This window comes from Mesorhizobium ventifaucium, assembly GCF_935822925.1.
GTDB lineage: Bacteria > Pseudomonadota > Alphaproteobacteria > Rhizobiales > Rhizobiaceae > Mesorhizobium > Mesorhizobium ventifaucium.
In genome coordinates this window covers 135,652-156,833 of record NZ_CAKXZS010000056.1, presented here as the reverse complement: position 1 = coordinate 156,833, position 21,182 = coordinate 135,652, and the positions used below count along the sequence as shown (strand labels likewise).

Below are 21,182 nucleotides of genomic sequence, written 5' to 3'. Positions count from 1 at the left end.
TTGAACGTCCGATGCTCTAGCCTTCCGCCCATGACCGGCTATGCCTATATGACCGCGAGCCAGAAGCGCGGCACGATCTACATCGGCGTCACCAACGACCTCAGCCGCCGCATGCCGGAGCACAAATCCGGCCAGGGCTCACGCTTCACCAGCCGCTACGGCGTGCAGCGTCTGGTCTGGTACGAAGAACATTTCGACATTCGTGACGCCATCCAGCGCGAGAAGTCGCTGAAGCGCTGGCCGCGCCAATGAAAGATCGAGTTGATCGAGAAGACCAATCCAGAGTGGTTCGAGCTCTTTCGCGGAACGGGGTGGTAGCGTTCGGTTCTGAGCCGCAGCATTGTTCGGCTGATGTCACGGAATGGATCCCAGGGTCTGCGCCGCGTCGCTTCGCTCCTTGCTCCGCCCTAGGATGACGAAGTGAGGGGTGGTTCGGCTAACCCTAGAGGTTTGCGATTTGCCACTGAAATTGGCCGCTGAAAATTATCGACGCCACTGCCGATCGGCATTCAACCCGTCAAAATCACTATGCCGCAGAACTCGCTTCCCCGGCGACGCGCAGCCAGAGCGCTTTTTCGCCCAGAGTGCCGACCATGCTCGCGTGCGCGGCGCGCTCCGCCTCGGTCAGACGAGGCGGCAGCGCTATCGGCCGCGCGCCGATGCTGATGTCGATGTCGTCGACGTTTCTCCTGCCGCCGGCCGCCGCCGTGGCACTGTCGAGGATGAGCGCCGCCTGCTTGCCGCCGATGAGCTCGATATAGACCTCGGCCAGCAATTCCGAATCGAGCAACGCGCCGTGCTTGGTGCGGCGGGCATTGTCGATGCCATAGCGCCGGCACAGCGCGTCCAGCGAGTTGGGACCCATCGGATGCTTGCGGCGCGCCAGCGCCAGCGTGTCAACGACAAGACCGGGATCAACGACCGGATGGCCAAGCCGGCCGAACTCGACATTGAGGAAAGCGATATCGAAAGTCGCATTGTGGGCGACCAGCTTGGCGCCGTCGATGAAGGCAAGAAACTCCTCTGCGATGTCGCTGAAGGTCGGCTTGCCCATCAGGTCGGCGGCGCTGATGCCATGAACGGCCTGCGCCTCCGCATGGATCGGTCGTCCCTGCGGGTTGATGTAGTGGTGGAAGGTGCGGCCGGTCGGGAAGCGATTGACCAGCTCGATGCAGCCGAGCTCGATGACGCGGTCATCGCGGAAATCGAGACCTGTGGTTTCCGTATCGAAGATGATCTCGCGCATCGAATCAGTCCGTTGTGTCCGGCGTCGTTCCAGCCGAATCAATATGGGAACAAATTGGCAACATATTATGCCGGACGCAAGCGCCGTTAAGCAGGCTTGCCGGCTTTATCCCCGACCAGTTTCGCGACGATCGCATTGACCGCCGCGCGTGCCGCATCAAAACCCTGTCCGGTGTCGATGACGAAATCGGCAGCCTTGCGTTTTTCGGCGTCGGGAACCTGCCTGGCCAGGATCGACGCCAGTTTCTCCTCACTCATGCCCGGCCGCGCCAGCACGCGAGCGCGCTGGATATCGGGCGACGCGGTGACGACCACGACCTTGTCGACGCGGTCGCGGCCGCCGGTTTCGAACAGTAGCGGGATATCGAGAACGACAAACGGCGCCCCGGCAGCGCGGTTCCTGGCCAGGAAAGCGTCGGCGTCGGCGCGGACCAGCGGGTGGATGATCGCTTCCAGCCGTTTCAGCGCGGCTGCATCGCCGAGCACCCGCTCGGCCAGCTTGGTGCGATCGACCGAGCCGGATTTTGTCGTTCCGGGAAACGCCGCCTCCACAAGCGGAGCCGCCTTGCCGGCGTAGAGGCGATGCACCGCCTCGTCCGAATCGTGGACAGGCACGCCGGCCTCGGCAAACATCCTGGCCGTCGCCGACTTGCCCATGCCGATCGATCCGGTGAGGCCGAGCACGATCATGCTTTTTACTCCTTGGTCATCCCTTGGGCACCGAGATCGGCGACGATCATCTGCCGCAATTCGGCAGTGACCTCAGGCCTGATGCCGAACCAGCGCTCGAAGCCGGGCACCGCCTGGTGCAGCAGCATGCCGAGCCCGTCGACGGTTTTCAGCCCGCGCGCTTTGGCTGCGGCCAGCAACGGCGTTTCCAGCGGCACATATACAATGTCGGTGACGATGGCATGGTCCGGCAGCCTGGCCGGATCGGCGGCCAGCCCTTCATTACCATGCATTCCGAGCGCAGTGGTGTTGACCAGCAGGCCGGCATCGGAGAGCAGTTCGCCGGTCGCGGCCGCGCCATGAGCCGAGACCCCGGTACCGAAGCGGTGGCGCAGTTCCTCGGCTCGGGCGAGCGTCCGGTTGACGATGCGGATGTCGCTGATGCCGCGCTGTTTGAGCGCATGGATAACCGCGCGGGCGGCGCCGCCCGCGCCGAGCACCACGGCCGGTCCATTGTCTGCCCAGCCCGGCGCATGCTCGTCGAGATTGGCGGCAAAGCCATGGGCGTCGGTGTTGCCGCCCCACAGATTTCCACCTTCAAACCACAGCGTGTTGACGGCGCCGATCTGTTCGGCCGCATCGTCTTGGTGCGCCACCAGCGCGAAGGCGGCCTCCTTGTGCGGGATGGTGACGTTGCCGCCACGGTAGCCATTCGTCTCGAGCGTTCTCATGAATCCAGCAAAAGCCTCCGGCGTGACGTCGATCGCCCGGTAGCTGCCGTCGATACCGTATTTCGCCAGCCAATAGCCGTGGATCTTGGGCGACCGGGAATGCGCGACCGGGTGGCCGGTGACGAAGGCCTTTTTCGCGGCCTCAGCCATCGATGGCTCCGAGCTCGCGCAGCTTGGCCAGGACGGGTAGAAGCGGCAGGCCGACAATGGTGAAATGGTCGCCCTCTACTCTGTCGAACAGCTGGATGCCCTCGCCTTCGATCTGGTAGGCGCCGACGCTGGACAGCGCCTTGGCGCCTACCCGCGCCAGATGGCGGCCGATAAAGGCAGGATCGAGCTTTCGCATGGTCAGGCTGGCGACGCCGACATGCCGCCACAGGACCGCGCCGTCGCGGGCCAGCACCACCGCACTGTTGAGCTGATGGGTCTTGCCCGACAGCGCCAAGAGATGGCGGCGCGCGGCTTCCATGTCGGCCGGCTTGTGGAACAGCTCGTCGCCGAGTGACAGCGTCTGGTCGCAGCCGAGCACCAGGGCGCCGGGCTTTCGCTCGCTGACCTCGGTGGCCTTGGCCTCGGCAAGCACCAGGGCGACGTCCTCGGGCGAGATACCGCTGCCCTGCAAGGGCGCTTCGAGCGCGCGTTCGTCGACTTCCGCCGGCACCGCCTCGATGGCGATGCCGGCGTTGACGAGCAGCGCCTTGCGAAACGGGCTGCCCGAGGCAAGGATGATTTTTTCGGCCATTTTCTGTCACTTAAGGTTGTTTGAGATTCCGATCGGGAGACGGGTGCGCAAGCAACTGCTGTATCGTTGCGATCCTCGGGCCACAGTAACGGCATGGATCCTAGGGTATTCGCTACGTCGCTTCGCTCCTGCTCCGCCCTAGGATGACGAGGGCATGGTGGTATAAGGCCAGTCTCAGATGTCCGAGATTGGCAGTTGCGTCGCGCATAGCGGGTGACGGCTGATGCCGAATCGCAACCCTTCGCGATTGGCTGAAACGCTCCTCACTTCGTCATCCTAGGGCGAAGCAAGGGGCGAAGCGACGCAGGGCAGACCCTAGGATCCATGCCGTGACCTTCGATCCTCGCAGCGCTGAACGGTTGGGCAACACCTCGCCAACTCCTTGGCCTCATTATCTTGTCTTGCCGCGCAGGGCAACGATGGCCGCCGCCGTCTCCTCGATCGAGCGGCGGCTGACGTCGATCATCGGCCAGCCGTGCCGGGTGCAGATCTGGCGGGCGTAGGCGAGTTCCTCGCTGATCGCAGCGCGGTCGACATAGTCGGTCGGCTCATAGGCGCTGGTGTTGCCGAGGATGCGGTTCTGGCGCACCTGCGAGATGCGCTCGGCGGTGGCGATCAGCCCGACGATCAGCGGCTTCGTGGCGTTGACCAGGCTTTCCGGCACCGGCACGCCGATCACGATCGGGATGTTGGCGGTCTTGATGCCGCGATTGGCGAGATAGATGCTGGTCGGCGTCTTCGAGGTGCGCGATATGCCGACGAGCACAATGTCGGCATCATCCATATTGGCAGGCAGTTGGCCGTCATCATGCTCCATGGTGAAGTTGAGCGCGTCGATGCGGCGGAAATATTCGGCGTCCAGCACATGCTGGGCGCCGACGCGGCGACCGGCCGGCGTGCCGAGATAGGACTGGAACACGGTCAGCACCGGTTCCAGCACGGAGACGCAAGGCAGGCCCATGGCGGCGCAGCGCTCGTCGATGCCGCGGGCGAGCTTCTGGTCGACGACCGTATAAAGGATGATGCCCGGCTCCTCCTCGATGTCCTCGAACACTTTCGTCACCTGCTTTTCGGTGCGGATGAGCGGGTAGATATGCTCGATGGCGCGCGCATCCTTGTATTGCGCGGAAGCCGCGCGCCCGGCCGCCAGCAGCGTCTCACCAGTGGCATCGGAAATCAGGTGAAGGTGAAAGAAGCTCTGGGGTTTGTTCACAGGGGTTCGTTCCAAGCTGTGGGCCGATGTGGATAAGGTCGGTCGGAAAGATCGGCCGGTTCGGGGCGACTGTATCAGATGCCAGCTTGTCCACAATTCGATGCGCTGTCGGCTGCGTCGGGCGGCTGGGGACAAGTCCGGGGACGGTTTTTTTGACTCGGCCTCATCCACAGGCCATTTGCTCTAGGCGGGCGGTAACGCATTGTTCCCAGTCGGAAATTTCCAACTGTCCCCAAACTCCTCCTATCCGGCAGAAGAAGCACGCGACAATATGCTGGCTGTCCTTTTCCGGGGCAAGGCGGGACAGCGGACAACCACCGATACCAACAGACTCTTAGAATCATAAGATTCCTAGAAATAGAATATTTATTTATAGAGAAGCCTGGAGAGGCGAGCGCTGAATGCCTGAAAACCGGATCATGCTGGACGTGTTGAGAGGCAAGACGGTATCTCCACCGCCGCTCTGGATGATGCGCCAGGCCGGCCGCTATCTGCCGGAATACCGCGAGACACGCAGGCGGGCCGGATCGTTCCTTGATCTCTGCTATAATCCCGATCTTGCCGTGGAAGTGACGCTGCAGCCGATCGAGCGCTTCGGCTTCGATGCATCGATCCTGTTTTCCGATATCCTTGTCATGCCACATGCGCTGGGCCGCGACGTGCGCTTCGAGGAGGGCCGCGGGCCGCTGTTGACGCCGATCTCGGCCACGGAGATTGCCGCTCTCGGCGGCGAAACGTTTCACGTGAATCTCGAACCGGTCTATGAGACGGTCAGACGATTGCGGACAAAACTGCCTGATGAAACGACGCTGATCGGCTTTTGCGGCGCGCCGTGGACGGTGGCGACCTATATGATCGCCGGCCACGGCACCTCGGACCAGGCCCCGGCCAGGCTGTTCGCCTATCGCGAGCCGGCGGCTTTCCTACAATTGCTGAAAGTGCTTGCCGATCACTCGGCCGCCTATCTTATCCGCCAGATCGAATCCGGCGCCGATGTGGTGCAGATCTTTGACTCGTGGTCCGGCGTGCTCGACGAAGTTTCTTTCGAGGCGTTTTGCGTCAGGCCGGTGGCGGAGATCGTCAGGCAGGTGCGGGGCGTGCATCCCGACGTTCCGATCATCGGCTTTCCCAAGGGTGCCGGTGCCCACTACGGCAGCTATCGCCAAAAAACTGGCGTGACCGGACTGGGGCTCGACTGGACCGTGCCGTTGACGACAGCGAAGGAACTGCAGCGCGACGGCGCCGTCCAGGGCAATCTCGATCCGTTGCGGCTGGTGGCCGGCGGCAAGGCGCTAGCCGACGGCGTCGACGCGATCCTGAAAGCACTGGGCGATCGACCGCTGATCTTCAATCTCGGCCATGGCATCACGCCGGAGACGCCGATCGCGCATGTCGAGGCAATGGTGAAACTGGTACGGGCACATCGATGACCGACACGAACACGACCAGCATAAAGGCGGGCAGCAGCGGGGCGGGCGCGATGCGTCGAGCGTCGATCGCCATCGTCATCTTCCTCGTCCTGGCGGCGCTTCTGTTCGTGTTCGGGCCGGACGATTTCTTTCCCTGGGCAAAGGCGATCCATGTCATAGCCGTCATCTCGTGGATGGCGGGCATGCTCTATCTGCCGCGGTTGCTGGTTTATCATGCCGAAGCCGAGAAAGGCTCCGTCCAGTCGGAGACCTTCAAGGTGATGGAGCGCCGGCTGCTGCGCGGCATCATCAATCCAGCCATGATCATCACCTGGGCGTTCGGCCTCTGGCTTGCCTGGAAAGGCTTCGGTTTTCAGGGCGGCTGGCTGCATGCCAAGATCGCCGCGGTGCTAGGGCTCTCGGCCGTTCATGGCTACCTCGCCGGCGCGGTGCGCAAATTCGCCGAGGACCGCAACGAAAAGCCCGCGAAGCACTGGCGGATCGTCAACGAGATCCCCACATTGCTGATGATTGTCATCGTCGTGCTGGTCATCGTGAAGCCGTTTTGAGGCTTGTGCGGTCGCCTTAGTCTTGACGCGCATTCTGCAACGTTGGTGATGGCTAAACCATCGATGAGAGCCCCCTCCCCGTCACTATACGCGGAGAGGATGCCGGCAGGCAGGTGAGGGGCAGCGCAAACTTGATGCGATTGGCGCTCACAAAAGGCGACTTGCTCTTTTAGTCGACCGACGATAAAAGACGGGTCTTCCTTCCCGTCATGCGCCGCCCCATTCATCGCTTCGGCCGCGCCCGGCATTTGTCGCATCCCGCCGATATTTTCCCCATACTTACTCACTCAGAGTCCGTCTAATGATGCAAGAAATGAAACTCACCGAGTTCAAGAACAAGAAACCGCCAGAGCTGATCGCTTATGCCGAATCGCTCGAGGTCGAGAATGCCAGCGTGATGCGCAAGCAGGAGCTGATGTTCGCGATCCTGAAGCGGCTGGCGACCCAGGATATCGAGATCATCGGTGACGGCGTGGTCGAAGTGCTGCAGGACGGATTTGGCTTCCTGCGCTCGGCCAATGCCAATTATCTGCCGGGTCCGGACGATATCTACATTTCGCCGTCACAGATCCGCCGGTTCTCGCTGAAGACCGGCGACACGGTCGAGGGCCCGATCCGCAGCCCGAAGGAGGGCGAGCGCTATTTCGCCCTGCTCAAGGTCAACACGATCAATTTCGACGACCCGGAAAAGATCCGCCACAAGATCCATTTCGACAATCTGACGCCGCTTTATCCGACCTCGCGGCTGAAGATGGAAATGGACGTCCCGACCTCGAAGGACATCTCGGCCCGCGTCATCGACCTGGTGGCGCCGCTCGGCAAGGGCCAGCGCGCCCTGATCGTCGCGCAGCCGCGCACCGGCAAGACGGTGCTGTTGCAGAACATCGCCCACTCGATCACCACCAATCATCCCGAATGCTACCTGATCGTGCTGTTGATCGACGAGCGGCCGGAAGAAGTCACCGACATGCAGCGATCGGTGAAGGGCGAGGTTGTCTCCTCGACCTTCGACGAGCCGGCGGTGCGCCACGTCCAGGTCGCCGAAATGGTGATCGAGAAGGCCAAGCGCCTGGTCGAGCACGGGCGCGACGTCGTCATCCTGCTGGATTCGATCACCCGCCTCGGCCGCGCCTACAACACCGTAGTGCCGTCATCCGGCAAGGTGCTGACCGGCGGTGTTGACGCCAATGCGCTGCAGCGGCCGAAGCGCTTCTTCGGCGCCGCCCGCAACATCGAGGAAGGCGGTTCGCTGACCATCATCGCCACCGCGCTGATCGATACCGGCAGCCGCATGGACGAGGTCATCTTCGAAGAGTTCAAGGGCACCGGCAACTCGGAAATCGTGCTCGACCGCAAGGTGGCGGACAAGCGCATCTATCCGGCGATGGACATCCTCAAGTCCGGCACCCGCAAGGAAGACCTGCTGGTCGCCCGGCAGGACCTGCAAAAAATCTTCGTGCTGCGCCGCATCCTGGCGCCGATGGGCACCACCGACGCCATCGAGTTCCTGATCGACAAGCTCAAGCAGACCAAGACCAACGCGGATTTCTTCGATTCGATGAATACGTAAAAGGTTTGAGGCGCGGTTCTGCCTTCTCACTTATAGGCGGAGAAGGGAAAGCGCACACCTACCCCTACTGACGCCGCAACCGCCGCTCCAACTCCTCGGCGTCCGTTATCACCGGTAGGCAGACCTGTCCCGTGCACAGCCAGGCGCCGGGCTCGGTCGTTGGTGGCAGAACGCCGCCTGGCAGCATCGGCAGGTTTGTCGCCGAGCCGACCGGAACGATAGTGTCGACCCGGCGCGGGTCGGGATTTCGATTCGCTACCGGAACAAGCCTGGGGTTCTCGACATTATCCACCAGCACAAGTTTTAATGGCTCGATTGCCAAGGCACAGGCGTTGACGATGCCCGCCTGGCCATAGGCCTGATGCGCCGCCCGGCCGGCTGCGTGTTCGGCGACCTTCCAGGTCTTTTCCTGCAATTCGAGATCGCCCGAAAGCGAGGACAATCGAACCATGGCCTCGATGACCTGGCCGGTGGCTGAAGGAATGGCCTCGTCGGCGTCGCCCCTGATGCGGATTGGCACGCCGCTGCTGTCCGACGCGGTGAGATAGTAGCCGGTGTTGTCCTCATCGCCATGCCATTGGTCGAGCTGCGCGATGAATTGGCCGGCCAGTTCGGCGTAGCGCGATGTGCCGGTAGCCTCGAACAGCGAGATCGCAGCATTGGTCATGGCGGCGTAGTCGCTCGACAGCGCCGGAAAAAGCTTCTTTGCGCCAAGCATCGAATGCGGCAGGCGGCCGTCTCGGCCAGCACTGGCAATGGCGGCAAAGGCCTGTTCCGCCGTCTCGATCCAGTCGATCCGGTTCAGGGCGCGCCCGGCTTCGGCGAGAGCCGCGATCACCAGGCCGTTCCAGTCGGTCAGGATTTTTCCGTCACGCCCGGGCCTGACGCGCTGCTCCCTGGCTGCCAGCAGTTTTTCTCTGAGCGGAATGAGCCGGTCGCGATCGGCGACGCTTTGCTTTTGCTGGGCCGCAGTCTGGTGGATGATAGGCTTGCCCTCCCAGCCATGCGGACTGGAAAGCATGAAGTAGTTGAAAAATAGGGACAATTCATCGCCGAGCGCGGTTTCGATCTCATCCTTGCTCCAGGTGTAGAACAACCCCTCCTCGCCCTCGCTGTCGGCATCGAGGCTGGCAGCGAATGCGCTGCCATTGACGCGCATCTCACGCAATAGCCAATCGATCGTCCCTTCGATTCGTACCCGGAACAATTCATTGCCGGTCGCCGCGTAGGCCCAGTTGCACAGCCGGATGAGCTGCGCGTTGTCGTAGAGCATTTTTTCGAAATGCGGCACCAGCCATTCGGCATCGGTCGAATAGCGGCTGAGGCCGCCGCCGACATGGTCATAAATGCCGCCCGCCAGCATCTTTTCGAGGCCGAGCAGGACAGCGTCGCGGTGGGCTGTGGCGCCGTCGCGCAGCCAGGACAGCCACAGCGTCTGCATGAACGGCGCATTGGGGAATTTGGGTGCGCCGCGCAGGCCGCCCAAATCCCTGTCGATCATGCCGTCGATGCCGTTGGCGAGCGTCGCCAGCGTGTCGCGGTCGAGCACCACCCTGGCATGGGTGCCCGCCAGCCGCGCCTCGACGTGCGTGGTCAGGCCGTCGGCGCTTTGGTTAACGCTTTCTTTCTTCTCCCGCCACGCCTTGTCGATCGCCTCCAGCACCTGGACGAAGCCCGGGCGGCCGTAGCGGGCTTCGCGCGGAAAATAGGTGCCGCCCCAGAAAGGTTTTCCGTCCGGGGTCAAAAACATGGTCAGCGGCCAACCGCCCTGCTCGCCCATCGCGGACAGTGCGGCCATGTAGATCTGGTCGATGTCCGGCCGCTCTTCGCGATCGACCTTGATATTGACGAACAGACGGTTCATGACGGCGGCGACGTCGTCGTTCTCGAAGCTTTCGTGGGCCATGACATGGCACCAGTGGCAGGCGGCGTAGCCGACCGAGAGCAGGATTGGCCGCTGCAGCGCCTTTGCCTCGGCGAGCGATGCTGGCGACCATGCCCGCCAATGCACAGGGTTGCCGCTATGCTGCTGCAGGTAGGGGCTGGCCTCTTCGGCAAGTAGATTTTGCGCGGGCAGATTTTGCGCGGTCACGGTTGGGCACTCGGCATTTGTCGATGAATAAGCGAAGCTAGGGCGGTTGTGCTGGGTCGGCAAATGATTTCAGGTAATTCTATTGTTGCCCTGTCGAGCGGACGCCTGCCCGCGGGAGTTGCCGTGATCCGCATATCCGGACCGCAAAGTCGATTCGTCGTAGAAACGATTGCCGGTTCCAAGGTCAAGGATCGCATTGCCGCCTATCGCCAGTTCAGGGCGCCGGACGGATCGGTGCTCGACAGCGGGCTGATCGTCTTCTTTGCCGGCCCAAACAGCTTTACCGGCGAGGATATCGCCGAGTTCCATGTCCATGGCGGGCGCGCCGTGGTGGCGAAGATGCTGGAGGAGATCGCCGGCTTCGACGGCGTCAGGCATGCCGAGCCCGGCGAGTTTACCCGCCGCGCCTTTCTCAACGGCAAGGTCGATCTGGTCGAGACCGAGGCGCTGGCCGATCTCGTCAATGCCGAGACCGAGGCGCAGCGGCGCTTTGCCGTGCAAAATGCCGAAGGCGTGCAGAGCGAGCTCTACCTCGCCTGGCGCCGTCGACTGATTCATGCGCGGGCGATGATCGAGGCGGAAATCGATTTTGCCGACGAAGACGATGTGCCCGGTTCCGTTTCAGAGACGGTCTGGTTGGACGTTCGGGCGATGATTGGCGAGATCGAGCGTCATGTCCAAGGGTTCCGGGCGGCCGAAATCATCCGCGACGGCTTCGAGGTCGTGATTCTTGGTGCGCCGAATGCCGGCAAATCGAGCCTGTTCAATGCGCTGGCTCGTCGCGAAGCGGCGATCGTCACCGAGGAGCCCGGCACGACCCGTGATCTGCTTGAAGTGGTGCTGGACCTGGAGGGGATGCGGGTAAGGGTAACCGATACTGCCGGCATGCGCGAGACGCCAGGCAGGATCGAGGCGATCGGCATCGAAAAGGCAAGGAGCAAGGCCGGGACTGCCGATCTGCTGCTGGTGCTGGAGGATCTGGCGGAGCCGGTGCCGATCTGCGCAATACCAGGCGATGTCCCGATGTTGCGGGTCGGGACGAAGGTCGATCTGCTAAAGGATGAATCGGCGACGCTTGCGAGGCGCTACGACGCGGTAATCTCAACCAGGGACGGCACCGGGCTGGCTGAGTTGCTGGCCGAGATCGGCCGTCGCGCCGCAGCGCAGATCGGCCAGGCCGGTGATATCCTCCCGTCGCGGCTGCGGCACGTCGAACTGCTCAACGAGACGAACCGCTTCCTGGTTGCTGCGGTGGCAGGGGATGAGCGCGCGCAGGAGCTGCGGTCGGAGGAATTGCGGCTGGCAGCGGATCGGCTTGGCCGGATCGTCGGCGCCATCGATGTCGAGGACATGCTGGACGTTATTTTTGCGCAGTTCTGCATCGGCAAATGACTCACGTGAAACATTGGGGAGGCGGAGATGTGGATGATTCACGTGAAACAGGATGGGATGGGGTCTCCGGCAATAGGTATTGTTTCACGTGAAACGAGGCGGGTGTGACAGAGTCGATCTCTAAAGTCAGCGCCGCCCCTCATTGCCCTGCCAGGCATTTCTCCCCATTAGTGACGGGGAGAAAGATGCTGTCATCGACAGCCAATCACCAGCGTTGCAGAAAGGCTCCGGTGCCAAGGCCAGTCCCTTCTCCCCCGTCACTATACCGGGAGAAGGTGCCGGCAGGCGGATGAGGGGCAGCGCCAAACAGGAACGATTGGCCCACCAGGCCTGACTCACGTAAACACGGGCGTAATAGGTTCGTCATAGTTCATGTGAAACGAACCGCTGGCCGTCCTTGACACCACGTCCTGACGGGCACATGTGTCGGTCAACCTGAATTCGGGATTCTGAAATGACCGATCATTATGATGTAGTGGTGGTGGGCGGCGGCCATGCTGGTTGCGAGGCGGCCAGTGCTGCCGCGCGCGCTGGCGCCAAGACCGCCCTGGTGACGCTGCGCTTCGAGACGATCGGCGTCATGTCGTGCAATCCGGCGATCGGCGGGCTCGGCAAGGGCCATCTGGTTCGCGAGATCGACGCCATGGACGGGCTGATGGGACGCGTCGCCGATGCGGCCGGCATCCAGTTCCGTCTGCTCAACCGCCGCAAGGGCCCGGCAGTTCGCGGGCCGCGCACGCAAGCCGACAGAAAACTCTATCGGCTCGCCATGCAAGCGGCGATTCGCGAACAGGCGGGCCTCGACGTGGTCGAGGGCGAGGTCCTGGATTTCGAAATCGCCAATGGGCGCCTGGCGGCGGTGCTGCTGGCGGATGGCCGCCGGCTTGCCTGCGGCGCCGTGGTGCTGACCACCGGCACTTTCCTGCGCGGGCTGATCCATATCGGCGAGAAGAAGATCGTTGCCGGCCGCATGAACGAGCAGGCCAGCCTTGGCCTGTCGGCGACGATGAGCCGCGCCGGCTTCAATCTCGGGCGGCTGAAGACCGGCACGCCGCCGCGGCTGGACGGGCGAACGATCGATTGGGCTTCGCTGGAAAGCCAGGCGGCGGATGACGACCCGGTGCCGTTCTCGCTGATGAGCGACCGCATCGACAACCCGCAGATCCATTGCGGCATCACGCGCACGACCGCAGCTACACATGAGCTGATCCGCGCCAATTTGAGCCGTTCCGCGATGTATTCCGGCTCGATCGAAGGGGTGGGGCCGCGTTACTGCCCGTCGATCGAGGACAAGATCGTCAAGTTCGGCGACCGCGAAGGCCACCAGATTTTTCTGGAGCCGGAAGGGCTGGACGATGATACCGTCTACCCGAATGGCATTTCGACCTCGCTGCCGGAGGACGTGCAACTCGACATTCTAAAAACCATTGCTGGCCTTGAACGCGCCACCATGCTGCAGCCGGGCTATGCCATCGAGTACGACCATGTCGATCCGCGCGAGCTCAAGCCGTCGCTAGAAACTAAGCGGATCGCCGGTCTTTTTCTGGCAGGGCAGATCAATGGCACCACCGGTTACGAGGAGGCCGGGGCGCAAGGGTTGTTGGCGGGCCTCAACGCCGCCCGAAAAGCGTCGGCAAGCGATCAGATCGTGCTTAGCCGCACCGAGGCCTATATCGGGGTGATGGTCGACGACCTGACCAGCCGTGGCATCGCCGAACCTTACCGGATGTTCACCTCGCGGGCCGAGTTCCGGCTGTCGCTGCGGGCCGACAACGCCGATGAGCGGCTGACGCCGCTGGCGATGAAGCTCGGGATTACCTCGCAGGAGCGGATGCAACGGTTTAGCGATGTCGTGCAGAACCTTGAAAAGGCGAGAGCCCTTGCGCTTGGCACGACCATGACCCCCAACGAAGCGGCGCGTCATGGGCTGGAGATCAACAGGGACGGGGTGCTCCGCTCGGCCTATGAATTGCTGGCCTATCGCGGCGTCGACGTCGCGTGGCTGGCTAGAATCGACCCGCAGTTTGCGGGAATTGACATCAAAACGGCTGAACGCCTTGAAACGGAAGCGAAATATTCGGTCTATCTAGATCGCCAGCAAGCTGACGTCACGCAGATCAGGCATGAGGAGAGCCGATTGATACCGGCTTCACTCGATTTTGCTTCTGTTCCGGGGCTGTCCAACGAGCTGAAGCAAAAAATGCTGGCGCGGCAGCCGCGCTCGATTGCCGATGCGCAGCGGATGGAAGGCATGACGCCGGCGGCGCTGGCGATCATCGTCGCGCATGTTCGCAACGCCGAGGCCGCAGCGCGAAGGAATGTTGCGTGAGCGCTGCCTCATGGGCGAGCCTGCAAGCGGCTGCCGGTCCGGTTTCACGTGAAACATTCGAACGCCTGGTAGAGTTCGAGTCGGTCTTTCAGAAATGGAACCGCCGGATAAACCTGGCGGCGCAGTCGACGCAGGACGATGTCTGGCGCCGCCACATCCTCGACAGTGCGCAACTGGCGCGAATCAAACCAGAGGCGAAGCGCTGGGCCGATCTCGGCTCCGGCGGCGGTTTTCCCGGCCTGGTGCTGGCGTTTCTGCTTGCCGAGCGCGACGGCGCCAGCATCGACCTGGTTGAAAGCAACCGGAAAAAAGCATCGTTCCTGCAAGCGATCGTCGGCCAGTTCAACCTGCCGGCCAGGGTCATCGCACGGCGCATCGACGAGGCCTATCCGTTTGTTTCAACACCTCAAATCGTCACTGCCAGGGCGCTGGCCTCGCTTCCGGTGTTGCTCGAACTGTCGGCGCCGTGGCTGACGGCCAGCGCGCGCGGCCTGTTCCACAAAGGCCGGGATTACCGCACCGAGGTGGCAGAAAGCGCTCAACGATGGTCGTTCGATCTGTTAGAACATGCCAGCGCGACCGACGCTCATGGCGTCATCCTCGAACTGTCTGATTTGCGCCAACTGACTTAGATCGGCGACCTCGGCATGAATTTCTGGCATAGACCCATGATGAAGAATGGCCCCCGAATCATCACCGTAGCCAACCAGAAGGGCGGCGTCGGCAAGACGACGACGGCCATCAACCTGGCCACGGCGCTTGCGGCGATCGGCGAGCGGGTGCTGATCGTCGATCTCGATCCGCAAGGCAATGCCAGCACCGGTCTCGGCATCGATCGGCGCGACCGCACCGTTTCGTCCTATGACGTGCTGACCGGCGAGCTCGATCTCGAGGCGGCGGCGATCCCGACGGCGGTGCCGGGCCTGTCGATCGTGCCGTCGACGCTTGATCTGCTCGGCATCGAAATGGAGATCGCCTCGGCGCCGGACCGGGTGCTGCGTCTGCGCAACGCCTTGCGCGCCTCGGCCGAGCGCTCAGCGAATTTCGGCTATGTGCTGATCGATTGCCCGCCTTCGCTCAATCTTCTGACGCTCAACTCGATGGCGGCGGCCGATTCGGTGCTGGTGCCGCTGCAATGCGAATTCTTCGCGCTCGAAGGCTTGAGCCAGTTGCTGGAGACGGTCGAACAGGTCCGCCGCTCGATCAATCCCGAGCTGACGATCCAGGGCATCGTGCTGACCATGTTCGACGGGCGCAACAACCTCGCCAACCAGGTGGTGCAGGATGTGCGGGCGCATATGGGCGACAAGGTCTATGAAACCGTCATCCCGCGCAATGTGCGTGTCTCCGAGGCGCCGTCCTACGGCAAGCCGGCGATCCTTTACGACCTCAAATGCTCCGGCAGCCAGGCCTATCTGCAGCTTGCCTCCGAGGTGATCCGGCGCGAGCGCAAACTGCGTGCCGCCTAGACGCTGATACAACACCGAAACGATCTGGACAGACGATGAGCGAAGACCTTTCAAGAAAAAGACTGGGGCGGGGACTGGCGGCGCTGATCGGCGAAATCGATCGTCCGGCAGCAGTGGAAAAGCAGGGCATGAATGCCGACGGCAAGGTGCCGATCGAGTTCCTGAGCCCGAACCCAAAGAATCCGCGCCGGCATTTTGGCGACGCCGACCTGACCGATCTTGCCCAGTCGATCCGCGAACATGGCGTGGTGCAGCCGGTGGTGGCGCGGCCGTCGCCGACGCAAGCTGGCCGCTACGAGATCATTGCCGGCGAGCGGCGCTGGCGCGCGGCGCAGCGCGCCGGACTGAGCGATATCCCGATCATCGTACGCGATGTCAACGATCGCACCGCGCTCGAGCTGGCGATCATCGAAAACGTCCAGCGCACCGACCTCAATCCGGTCGAGGAGGCGGTGGGCTACCAGCAGCTGATCGACGACCACGGCTACACCCAGGCCGATCTCGGCCAGGTAATCGGCAAGAGCCGCAGCCATGTCGCCAACACGCTGCGGCTGTTGAAGCTGCCCGAGGTGATCCGCGACATGCTGGTCGACGGTGCGCTGTCTGCCGGCCACGCCCGTACATTGGTGACGGCTCAGGATCCTGCGGGTCTGGCCAAGCGCATCGTCGAGGACGGGCTTTCGGTGCGCCAGGCCGAAGCGCTGGCGCAGATGCCGGCGGGTGCGCCGACGGTGAAGCGACAGCCTGCAGCACCGGTGCAAAAGGATGCTGATACGCGGGCGCTGGAAAAGCTGATGACCGACATGATCGGCATGTTCGTCACGATCGAGCACAACGAGCGCGGCGGCGTGATCAGCGTCGCCTATCGGACGCTGGAGCAGCTCGATGAGCTTTGCCGGCGGTTGAAGCAAGAGTCGTAGCTTAGCCGGCAAAGTGTCTTGGGAATTTACTTGTGCGAGGGGACAACCCCTCAGATCTTACTGCTCCAGCGTTTGCGCCGCCCCTCACCTGCCTGCCGGCATCCTCTCCCCGTATAGCGACGGGGAGAGGGGCTGTCATCGACGGTTTCGCCAATCACCAACGTTGCAGAAAAGGTGCTGAGGCTGCGGTCAGCCTCTTTCTCCCCGTTCACGGGGAGAAAATGCCCGGCAGGGCAATGAGGGGCGGCGCAAGCATCGACAACTGCTAGCCTCCAAATTGGAGTTTCGTCTGGGCTGAACGCCCTCACTGAAGATTGATGACTGTTGTGGCAGCAATCGCGAAGATGGCGAAGCCCACGAGTATCAGTTTAATATAATAACGAAGCAGCCTGAGACACTGAAGAGAAACTCATCCCTTCGTTTGAGTTCTTCGGAATCAGTCGTCGGATTAAGATCGCCATAAAGAAACGCGAGGTTGATGCGCTCTGACAGATTGAGCTTTGGTTTCTTCTTGTCCACGAAACCCCTACAAGCTGTTACCGCTGCGCCAACCTTGCACTCTCCACGGCAATGCCGAGCAGCGCCTGCCGGGCCAGCGCGACCGAGAGGTCCGGCCGCCGGCGGGTCTGCAGGACCGCCGTCTGCAGCCTGGTCAAGGCGCGGCCAAGGGCCTCGCTGCTCCAGCGTTCGAGGGCTTTCTCGACCAGCTTGCGCCGCGCGAAAAAAACCGGCGGGCGCGCCGCGGCGACGACCGAAGCGGCGTTGCGGCCGCCGGCGTCCATCAGGCCGCGCATTGCCTGGATCGCCTGCAGCTGCCGCATCGCCGACGACAGCACCAGAAAAGCCTGGCCGCCGGACTGGCAGTGACGGGTGAAGGCGATGTCGAAGTCGCCGATCTTGCCGTCGAGCAAGGCATCGACCGCGTCGTCGAAGGACAGGCCGGAGACGTCGCCCGACGTCGCCTTGACGTCGCCGAGGCCGATTTCGATCTGGCCGTGGGCATAGAGCACCAGCTTTTCGATCTCGCCGCGCGAGGCCAGCCGGTCACCACCGAGGTTGCGGCGCAACGCCTGGCGGGCCTCCAGCGTCATTGACATGCCGGCCTTGCGCAATTCGTCGTCGATGACCGTATCGATGTCCCGCGCCTCGTCGGCGTAGCACGGCAGCGCCATGGCAATGTCCGCCGCCTCGACGATGGAACGCAGCCCGACACCCTTCTTCAGGTCGCCGGCCTCGATCAGGATGATGGCATCACGCGGCGGCTCCGCGGTCAGCGCCTTGACGTCGTCGGCAAGCGACTTCTGGCCGGACGCATTGCGCACCCAGAGCAGGCGCCGGTCCGAAAACATCGGCACGGTGCGTGCCTCGTCGAGCAGGCGGCCCTCGTCGCGATCGACTTCCGAACCGTCCAGCCTGACCACAGAGAACGGATCGTCGAGCGGCAGGCCGGTTTTGCCGGCAAAGGCTCGGGCGCGCTCGGCGACCAGCCCGCGGTCGGGCCCGTAGAGCAGGACAATCGAGACACGCGGGTCCGGCCGCGCCAACCACGAATCGACCTCGTAACCTTTCTTCTGTGCCATGGATTGTGGGTTAGCATGGCGCGGGCGCCGGGTGAACGGTGCTGCCCCTTCTTCCTTCTCCCCTTGTGGGAGAAGGTGGATTGGCGCGCAGCGCCAAGACGGAAGAGGGGTGCTGGACGGAGTGCCGCGTTCTTGCCAAGCTGGAACACCCCTCATCCGTCGCATTCGGCGACACCTTCTCCCACAAGGGGAGAAGGTGGCGCCGTGCGAGGCCCAATCCCTAATCATTGTCCAATCTGGCGGGAAATCCGGCGCAAACATGCGCCAAATTGCGCGCAAACCCGGAAGATCGACAAGAAATTTCGCTGACATATCTTCATCCTGACGCGTGCTGCTGGCTGGCTCGGTGGTTGGCCCGAAGCCTTGGCCGACGAATTGGCACTGGTCTGCCGGTGTGCAAGTATCGCGCCGGGCAACATGGGAGAGACAAAGGTCATGGCCGATGCGGGAATGTTGCGCTTCCATGTGCCGGAGCCCGAGGTGCGGCCGGGCGGGACGCCGGATTTCTCCAATGTGACCATCGCCAAGGCCGGCTCGGTGCCGCGTCCCGAGATCGATGTCGATCCGCGTGATATCCGCGATCTGGCGTTTTCGATCATCCGCGTGCTCAACCGCGCCGGCGAAGCCGTCGGGCCGTGGGCCGGCCTGCTTTCCGACGACGAGTTGCTGGAAGGCCTGCGCCACATGATGACGCTGCGCAGCTTCGACGCGCGCATGCAGATGGCGCAGCGCCAGGGCAAGACCTCCTTTTACATGCAGCATCTGGGCGAAGAGGCGGTGAGCTGCGCCTTCCGCAAGGCGCTGGCGCCGGGCGACATGAACTTTCCGACCTATCGGCAGGCCGGCCTGCTCATCGCCGACGGCTACCCGATGGTCACGATGATGAACCAGATCTATTCGAACGAGGCCGACCCGCTGAAGGGACGGCAACTGCCAATCATGTATTCGTCGAAGGAGCACGGCTTTTTCTCGATCTCCGGCAATCTGGCCACGCAGTATATCCAGGCGGTCGGCTGGGCGATGGCTTCGGCGATCAGCAATGATTCGAAGATCGCCGCCGCCTGGATCGGCGACGGCTCGACCGCCGAGTCAGACTTTCATTCGGCGCTGGTCTTCGCCTCGACTTACAAGGCGCCGGTCGTGCTCAACGTCGTCAACAACCAGTGGGCGATTTCGACCTTTCAGGGCATCGCCCGCGGCGGCTCCGGTACCTTCGCTGCCCGCGGCCTCGGCTTCGGCATTCCGTCGCTGCGGGTCGACGGCAACGATTATCTCGCCGTCCACGCGGTGGCCAAATGGGCGGCGGAGCGCGCGCGGAAGAATCTCGGGCCGACGCTGGTCGAATATGTCACCTATCGCGTCGGCGCGCATTCGAGCTCAGACGATCCGTCGGCTTATCGGCCGAAGGCCGAATCCGACGCCTGGCCGCTCGGCGACCCGATCGTCAGGCTGAAGAACCACCTCATCCAGCGCGGTGTCTGGTCGGACGAGCGCCACACGCAGACCGAGGCGGAAATTCTCGAAACGGTGATCGCGGCGCAAAGGGAGGCCGAGCGCCACGGCACGCTGCATGCGGGCGGCAAGCCCTCGGCACGTGACATGTTCGAGGGCGTCTATGCCGAGATGCCGCCGCATCTCAGGCGCCAGCGCCAGCAGGCCGGGGTCTGACCATGCCAAGACGGACCATGATCGAGGCGATCCGCGACGCCATGGACGTCTCGATGGCGCGCGACGAACGCGTCATTGTGTTCGGCGAGGATGTCGGCTTTTTCGGCGGCGTCTTCCGCTGCACGCAAGGTCTGCAGGCGAAATACGGCAAGAGCCGCTGCTTCGATGCGCCGATCAGCGAATCCGGCATCGTCGGCTCTGCCATCGGGATGGCCGCCTACGGCCTGAAACCTTGCGTCGAGGTGCAGTTTGCCGACTATGTCTATCCGGCCTATGACCAGATCGTCTCGGAGGCGGCGCGGCTGCGCTACCGCTCGAACGGCGATTTCACCTGCCCGATCGTGGTCAGGATGCCGACCGGCGGCGGCATTTTTGGCGGCCAGACCCACAGCCAGAGCCCGGAGGCGCTGTTCACGCATGTCTCCGGCCTGAAGGTCGTCGTGCCGTCCAATCCGCATGACGCCAAGGGTCTCTTGATCGCGGCGATAGAGGATCCCGATCCGGTGATCTTCCTGGAGCCGAAGCGGCTCTACAACGGTCCCTTCGACGGTCATCACGAGCGCCCGGTGACGCCGTGGTCGAAGCACGAGCTCGGCGAGGTCGCCGACGGGCATTACACGGTCCCGCTCGGCAAGGCGGTGATCCGTCGGCCGGGCGCCGCTGTCACCGTGCTGGCCTACGGCACGATGGTCTATGTCGCCGAGGCGGCGGCCGAGGAGATCGGCATCGACGCCGAGATCATCGATCTCCGGACGCTGCTGCCACTCGATCTCGAGACGATCGTCGACTCGGTCAACAGGACAGGCCGCTGCGTGATCGTGCACGAGGCGACGCTGACATCCGGCTTCGGCGCCGAGCTGTCGGCGCTGGTGCAGGAAAACTGCTTCTACCATCTGGAAGCGCCCGTGGTGCGGGTCGCCGGCTGGGACACGCCCTATCCGCATGCGCAGGAGTGGGACTATTTTCCCGGTCCGGCCAGGCTCGGCCGCGCGCTCGTCGAAACGATGGAGGCCTAACGATGGGAGGCAGAGTATTCGCTTCAGACCAATTGCCAATGGTGGCGCCGCCCCTCATCTGCCTGCCGGCACCTTCTCCCCGTGAAGAACGGGGAGAAGGGACTGGTCGCCACGCCGGCGATCCCCCTCTCCCCGTTTTTCACGGGGAGAGGGTAAGGGTGAGGGGCAGCGCAAACGCCTTGGTAGGGGGGACCTGACGATGGGCGAATATGTGATCAAGCTGCCCGATGTCGGCGAAGGCGTCGCCGAGGCCGAACTGGTCGAATGGCAGGTCAAGGTCGGCGATCTCGTGCGCGAGGACGCGGTGCTTGCCGCAGTCATGACCGACAAGGCGACGGTCGAGATTCCTTCGCCAGTCGACGGCGAGATCGTCTGGCTGGGTGCGGAGATCGGCGACACGGTGGCGATCGGCTCGCCCATTGTACGCTTGAAAGTGGCCGGCGAGGGCAATGTGAAGGCAGGTGCGGAGCCGGGCGGCGAGGCGGGCGCCAAGAGCACCGACCGCAGTACCCCCACCCCTAGCCCCTCCCCACAAGGGGGAGGGGGACGCGGTTCGGCCACCGAAGCC

The 21,182-nt window shown here is 63.1% G+C and carries 18 protein-coding genes and 1 pseudogene; 12 read left to right on the top strand and 7 right to left on the bottom strand.

The annotated features are described in order from the left end of the window. Nucleotides 1-30 precede the first annotated feature (30 nt). Nucleotides 31-318, top strand: a pseudogene (locus tag NMG70_RS30345) (GIY-YIG nuclease family protein). A gap of 208 nt (nucleotides 319-526) precedes the next feature. Here NMG70_RS30345 and dnaQ read toward each other — a convergent pair. The 5 genes from dnaQ to NMG70_RS30320 form a co-directional block, all read right to left on the bottom strand. Continuing rightward, entirely contained in the window at nucleotides 527-1,246 is a 720-nt protein-coding gene (gene dnaQ / locus NMG70_RS30340) for a DNA polymerase III subunit epsilon (RefSeq protein ID WP_254027885.1), read from the bottom strand. 86 nt (nucleotides 1,247-1,332) lie between these two features. After that, nucleotides 1,333-1,935 carry a dephospho-CoA kinase gene (gene coaE, locus NMG70_RS30335; RefSeq protein WP_254027884.1) on the bottom strand — a complete coding sequence of 201 codons (603 nt, stop codon included), beginning with the start codon at nucleotides 1,933-1,935 and terminating at the stop codon, nucleotides 1,333-1,335. A gap of 5 nt (nucleotides 1,936-1,940) precedes the next feature. Further along, the gene (locus NMG70_RS30330; RefSeq protein ID WP_254027883.1) at nucleotides 1,941-2,795 is read right to left on the bottom strand and encodes a shikimate dehydrogenase; all 855 of its coding nucleotides are present in this window, start codon (nucleotides 2,793-2,795) and stop codon (nucleotides 1,941-1,943) included. Continuing rightward, nucleotides 2,788-3,387, bottom strand: a complete 600-nt coding sequence (locus tag NMG70_RS30325) for a Maf-like protein (protein WP_254027882.1) — start codon at nucleotides 3,385-3,387, stop codon at nucleotides 2,788-2,790. The genes NMG70_RS30330 and NMG70_RS30325 overlap by 8 nt, the downstream gene beginning before the upstream one ends. A gap of 391 nt (nucleotides 3,388-3,778) precedes the next feature. Then, entirely contained in the window at nucleotides 3,779-4,600 is an 822-nt protein-coding gene (locus NMG70_RS30320; RefSeq protein ID WP_023802686.1) for a pyruvate, water dikinase regulatory protein, read from the bottom strand. Between the two features lie 401 nt (nucleotides 4,601-5,001). Between NMG70_RS30320 and hemE the strand changes: the two genes are divergently transcribed. From hemE to rho, 3 genes are all read left to right on the top strand, one after another. Continuing rightward, complete coding sequence (hemE, locus tag NMG70_RS30315; protein ID WP_254027881.1) at nucleotides 5,002-6,030, top strand: uroporphyrinogen decarboxylase; 1,029 nt, start codon at nucleotides 5,002-5,004, stop codon at nucleotides 6,028-6,030. Further along, entirely contained in the window at nucleotides 6,027-6,578 is a 552-nt protein-coding gene (hemJ, locus tag NMG70_RS30310; protein WP_254027880.1) for a protoporphyrinogen oxidase HemJ, read from the top strand. Before hemE ends, hemJ begins: the two co-directional genes overlap by 4 nt. A gap of 304 nt (nucleotides 6,579-6,882) precedes the next feature. Further along, entirely contained in the window at nucleotides 6,883-8,148 is a 1,266-nt protein-coding gene (rho, locus tag NMG70_RS30305) for a transcription termination factor Rho (RefSeq protein WP_027153631.1), read from the top strand. Between the two features lie 64 nt (nucleotides 8,149-8,212). Here rho and NMG70_RS30300 read toward each other — a convergent pair whose 3' ends face one another. Beyond that, nucleotides 8,213-10,240, bottom strand: a complete 2,028-nt coding sequence (locus NMG70_RS30300; protein WP_254027879.1) for a thioredoxin domain-containing protein — start codon at nucleotides 10,238-10,240, stop codon at nucleotides 8,213-8,215. 63 nt (nucleotides 10,241-10,303) lie between these two features. On the opposite strand from NMG70_RS30300, the gene mnmE reads away from it, so the two are divergent. From mnmE to NMG70_RS30275, 5 genes are all read left to right on the top strand, one after another. After that, nucleotides 10,304-11,632: a tRNA uridine-5-carboxymethylaminomethyl(34) synthesis GTPase MnmE gene (gene mnmE / locus NMG70_RS30295; RefSeq protein WP_254027878.1), complete on the top strand. Its 1,329-nt coding sequence runs from the start codon at nucleotides 10,304-10,306 to the stop codon at nucleotides 11,630-11,632. Nucleotides 11,633-12,086: 454 nt separating this feature from the next. Beyond that, on the top strand, nucleotides 12,087-13,961 hold the full coding sequence (gene mnmG / locus NMG70_RS30290; protein WP_254027877.1) for a tRNA uridine-5-carboxymethylaminomethyl(34) synthesis enzyme MnmG: 1,875 nt from the start codon (nucleotides 12,087-12,089) through the stop codon (nucleotides 13,959-13,961). Continuing rightward, nucleotides 13,958-14,593: a 16S rRNA (guanine(527)-N(7))-methyltransferase RsmG gene (rsmG, locus tag NMG70_RS30285; RefSeq protein ID WP_254027876.1), complete on the top strand. Its 636-nt coding sequence runs from the start codon at nucleotides 13,958-13,960 to the stop codon at nucleotides 14,591-14,593. Before mnmG ends, rsmG begins: the two co-directional genes overlap by 4 nt. Nucleotides 14,594-14,629: 36 nt before the next feature. Continuing rightward, nucleotides 14,630-15,430 (top strand): ParA family protein, encoded by an 801-nt coding sequence (locus NMG70_RS30280; RefSeq protein WP_084646769.1) that lies wholly within the window; start codon nucleotides 14,630-14,632, stop codon nucleotides 15,428-15,430. 35 nt (nucleotides 15,431-15,465) lie between these two features. Further along, nucleotides 15,466-16,350, top strand: a complete 885-nt coding sequence (locus NMG70_RS30275; RefSeq protein ID WP_254027875.1) for a ParB/RepB/Spo0J family partition protein — start codon at nucleotides 15,466-15,468, stop codon at nucleotides 16,348-16,350. 536 nt (nucleotides 16,351-16,886) lie between these two features. On the opposite strand, the gene holA is transcribed toward NMG70_RS30275, so the two are convergent. After that, on the bottom strand, nucleotides 16,887-17,930 hold the full coding sequence (gene holA, locus NMG70_RS30270; RefSeq protein WP_254027874.1) for a DNA polymerase III subunit delta: 1,044 nt from the start codon (nucleotides 17,928-17,930) through the stop codon (nucleotides 16,887-16,889). 435 nt (nucleotides 17,931-18,365) lie between these two features. Here holA and NMG70_RS30265 point away from each other — a divergent pair, with 435 nt between their 5' ends. The 3 genes from NMG70_RS30265 to NMG70_RS33415 all read left to right on the top strand — a co-directional run. Further along, nucleotides 18,366-19,598, top strand: coding sequence for a 3-methyl-2-oxobutanoate dehydrogenase (2-methylpropanoyl-transferring) subunit alpha (locus NMG70_RS30265; RefSeq protein WP_254027873.1), 1,233 nt, complete (start codon nucleotides 18,366-18,368; stop codon nucleotides 19,596-19,598). 2 nt (nucleotides 19,599-19,600) lie between these two features. Next, nucleotides 19,601-20,614: an alpha-ketoacid dehydrogenase subunit beta gene (locus NMG70_RS30260; protein WP_254027872.1), complete on the top strand. Its 1,014-nt coding sequence runs from the start codon at nucleotides 19,601-19,603 to the stop codon at nucleotides 20,612-20,614. A 199-nt stretch (nucleotides 20,615-20,813) separates the two neighbouring features. Continuing rightward, a partial coding sequence (locus tag NMG70_RS33415; RefSeq protein WP_436798488.1) for a biotin/lipoyl-containing protein occupies nucleotides 20,814-21,182 on the top strand: 369 nt, incomplete at its 3' end.